General features: G+C 67.2%; 4 protein-coding genes. All 4 read right to left on the bottom strand.

The features are described 5' to 3' along the window. Positions 1-110: 110 nt before the first annotated feature. Complete coding sequence (locus LQV45_RS20215) at positions 111-890, bottom strand: PIG-L deacetylase family protein (protein ID WP_230008546.1); 780 nt, start codon at positions 888-890, stop codon at positions 111-113. A 4-nt stretch (positions 891-894) separates the two neighbouring features. Then, complete coding sequence (locus LQV45_RS20210) at positions 895-1,845, bottom strand: electron transfer flavoprotein subunit alpha/FixB family protein (protein WP_230008545.1); 951 nt, start codon at positions 1,843-1,845, stop codon at positions 895-897. A gap of 16 nt (positions 1,846-1,861) precedes the next feature. Continuing rightward, the gene (locus tag LQV45_RS20205; protein ID WP_230008547.1) at positions 1,862-2,662 is read right to left on the bottom strand and encodes an electron transfer flavoprotein subunit beta/FixA family protein; all 801 of its coding nucleotides are present in this window, start codon (positions 2,660-2,662) and stop codon (positions 1,862-1,864) included. A 255-nt stretch (positions 2,663-2,917) separates the two neighbouring features. Then, positions 2,918-3,841: S1C family serine protease (locus tag LQV45_RS20200; protein WP_230008544.1), on the bottom strand; the 924-nt coding region annotated here is incomplete at its 5' end.

Here is a 3,841-nt window from a genome sequence, read left to right as displayed (position 1 = left end):
GATCACAAGAACGGGGTGTTGCGCAGTCTTCGCCATCAAAGTCTGCCTTCCATCAATAAATATGATTTAAACAGAGGCCAGCATATGGCAGAGGTTGTGCTGCAGCAACACTAGAAACCGGCGATGGTCCCCTGGCCGTTGACTGTTACGACATGGAACGCCTCGGCGCTGCGCCCGGCGGGAAGTCCGGCGCGGGCCCCGGTGCCGAGCATGAGGCCGCGGACCGTGCGCTCCATGGCGTCGACGTCGGGGTGCTGGCTGACGTGGATGTGGATGGCGGCCAGCTTGCTCTCCACATGCCCGGTGACGTCCACGAAGTGGTTTTCGCGCTCTTCCGGCCCGGCGAAGAGCCACAGCCAGGGCAATTTGTAGGCCTCCAGCCCGGACTCGGCCAGTTCCGGGTATGCGAACGGGTTTTCCAGCGCGGGGTACACGGCGCGGGTCACCGCCTCCCCCACGGCGAGATGATCCGGATGGCTCTTCTGTATCCGGTTCCAGTTGCGTTCCGGATGCATGGAGAGCACGACGTCGGGCCGGAGCTGCCGGATCAGGCGCACCACCTCGCGCATCACCTCATGCGAGGGTTCGAGGTAGCCGTCACGCTGGTGCAGGTAATGGATGTCTGTGACGCCGACCAGGGCGGCGGCGCGCTCCTGCTCCGCAACGCGCAGCCGCACAATTTCCTCGCGCTGCTCCGGATCAAAGCCGCCGGCGTCGCCGTCGGTCATGATGCAGTAGCTGACCTGGACTCCGGCGGCGGTCCAGGCTGCAACCGTGCCGGCTGCGCCGAAATCGATGTCGTCCGGGTGGGCCGTGAAACAAAGCACCCGCTCAATCCGGGTGGTCTCCGGGTCGAACGGGCTTTGTGCCGGGACGGCGGTGGTGCTCATGCGGTCAGCCTCTGCGCTTCTTGATTTCGGCGGTGGCCTGCAGCAGGACCTGGAAGAGGTCGCCCACAATGCCGAAGTCCGCGATCTCGAAAACCGGCGATTCGGCGTCCTTGTTCACGGCCACGATCACCTTCGCGGTCTGCATGCCTGCCTTCTGCTGGATGGCTCCGGAAATGCCCGCGGAGATGTAGAGCTGCGGTGCGACGGTCTTGCCGGTCTGGCCGATCTGCGCGTCGTGGCCGATCCAGCCGGCGTCCGTGGCCGCCCGCGAGGCTCCGATGGCTGCGCCGAGGGCGTCGGCGAGTTCCTCCAGCGGACCAAAGTTGCCGTCCACGCCACGGCCGCCGGCCACGACGATCCGCGCCTCGGACAGATCGGGGCGTCCGCTGGCAGGCTTGTCGGTGCGCGCCGTAACCCGTGCGGCAGCCGCGGTCACGTCAGGAACCTGGACAGTGATGCTCTCCGGCGCCGTGCCGGTGACCGCGGGCTCGGGCGTGATGCTGTTGGGCTTCACGGTCAGCACGGAAACGGGTGTCACCGCCTTCGCGGCGCTGGTGTAGGACCCGGCCAGGACCGACTTGTGCGCCGTTCCGTCGGGATCCACGGCCACGACGTCGGTGATGACGCCGGCGCCGAGCCTGATGCCGAGCCGGGCGGCGATTTCCTTGCCCTCGGCCGAGTTCTCGGCCAGGACCACGCCCGCACCGGCGGCGGCGGCGGCCGCGGCCAGGAATGCCGCCTTGGGTCCGACGAGGTAGTCGTCGAGGTCCGTGGCGGACGGGCGGTACAGTGCCTGGGCGCCGTACGCGGCCAGGGTCGAGGCGGCGTCGTCGTGCAGTTCGCCGTTGACGGCGGCGACGGTCTCGCCCAGGGACCGGGCGATGGTGAGCAGTTCCAGGCTCGACTTCTTCAGCGCCGCACCGGGGTTGTCGATGAAAACGAGTACTTTTGCCATGTTCGGATAATCCCCTTTAGAGCAGCTTCTGGGCGGCCAGGAACTCGACCAGCTGGATGCCGGCGTCGCCTTCGTCGGTAATGATGGTGCCGGCCGTCCGCGGCGGGCGGGCCTCTGCGGTCTCGACGGCGGTCCAGGAACCGGCCTGGCCCACCTGGGCGGCGTCCACGCCGATGTCGGCAAGGCTCAAGGTGGTGATGGTTTTCTTCTTCGCCGCCATGATGCCCTTGAAGTTCGGGTACCGCGGATCATTGATCTGGTCGGTGACGGAAACGACGGCCGGGAGTGTGGCCTCGATGGTGTCCGCGTGGGTGTCGCCGTCGCGGCGGGCGGTGAGCTTGCCGGCGTCGAGCTCGAGGGACGCGGCGAAGGTTACCTGCGGGAGGCCCAGCCGCTCAGCGAGCTGTGCCGGGACCAGCGAGGTCTCGCCGTCCGTGGAGGCCATTCCGGTGAGGATGAGGTCCGCGGGGACATCCGCGCCCAGGTGGCGGATCGCGGCGGCCAGCGCCAGCGACGTGGCCGCGGCATCCGAACCGGCCAGGGCCTCATCGCTGAGGTGCACGCCTTCCGTGGCGCCGATCTGGAGGGACTTCTTCACCGCATTGACTGCCCCGGCCGGGCCCATGCTCAGCGCAATGACCTTGTTGCCGGCCGCTTCTCCGCCGCGGGCCTCGGTCAGCTGCAGCGCAGCTTCCAGGGCGTATTCATCCAGTTCGGACAGGATGCTTTCGGAGCGGTCCACCGTGTTGGCCTCACCTGTGAGGTGGCGGTCGAACTGCGCATCCGGGACGTGCTTGACCAGCACAATGATTTTCAGAGTTTCTTCCACTGTGTCTACAGCAGCCTTCCATGCGGGTGGACAGCCGCCCCTGACGGGGTCATGGCCACGGAATGCCCGGCAGCCGGGCTGTTCCTAGCTAACCATATAGCCGCCGGGCAGCGCGGCCAGGGTTAAGGTCTGTGTCAGTGAACTGGCCCGGGACGGCAAAGGCCGGGCCGCACCTTTTCGGTGCCGCCCGGCCTGTTTGCTGCTGCCTTGATTTACAGCTGCGCTGTTTGCTTTCGCTCAGCTCTACTGCTCTGCTGCAGCGCCGAGCGTCACGTCGACGTCCTTGAGCTGGCCGCCGCGCAGCACCGTCACCTTGACCGTGGCCCCGGCGGCCTGTTCCCGCACCGCCGCGGTGAGCTGGTTGGGATCGCTGATTGTCAGGTTCTGGAACTTCGTCACGACGTCGCCGACCTTGATGCCGGCCTTGTCTGCGGCCGAGCCGGACTCGACGGTCGCGACCTCCGCGCCCACCGAGAACCCGGAGGAGGACGAGCCTGCGGCCTTGGGCTTCACGCTGACCCCGAACTGCCCGTGGGTGGCTTTGCCGGCGCTGATGATCTCCTGGGCCACGCGCTTGGCGTTGTTGATGGGGATGCTGAAGCCCACGCCGATGTTGCCGCTGCTGCTTCCGCTGGCCGCGTCGCCGCCGGCGGAGGCGATCGCGACGTTGACGCCAATGATTTCGCCCTTGGTGTTCACCAGCGCGCCGCCGGAGTTACCCGGGTTGATGGCCGCGTCCGTCTGGATGACGTTGATCGAGATGGATCCCTGATCCGCGGTGCTCGGAGTCTCGCCGCCGCCGGGGGGCGCGAACTGGAAGCCCTGGTCACCGCCCTGGGAGTTGTCCGCACCGCCCTTCGGCGCAGCCGAGGATGCCACGCTGATGGTCCGGTTCAGGGTTGAGACGATGCCGTCCGTGACTGTGCCGGTAAGTCCCAGCGGCGATCCAATGGCGACGGCGGTGTCACCGACGTTCAGCTTGCCCGAGTCACCGAGAGTTGCCGGGACCAGTCCCGAGGGGTTGTCGATCTTGATCACGGCGAGGTCGGAAAGCGGGTCGGTACCGACGATCTTCGCGGAGTAGACCTTGCCGTCGCTCGTCCGGACCTCCATGGTGGCGTTCGCGGCCTTGCCGTCGAGCGTCACCACGTGGGTATTGGTCAGCAC

This window comes from Microbacterium sp. Bi128 (assembly GCF_918698205.1).
Note: the sequence above shows the minus strand (reverse complement) of the source record. Positions and strands in the feature narration are given on the sequence as shown.

Excerpts from the sequence above, each read along its gene's own strand:
- LQV45_RS20215 (WP_230008546.1), bottom strand. The coding sequence starts at position 890 with ATGAGCACCACCGCCGTCCCGGCACAAAGCCCGTTCGACCCGGAGACC.
- LQV45_RS20210 (WP_230008545.1), bottom strand. The coding sequence starts at position 1,845 with ATGGCAAAAGTACTCGTTTTCATCGACAACCCCGGTGCGGCGCTGAAG.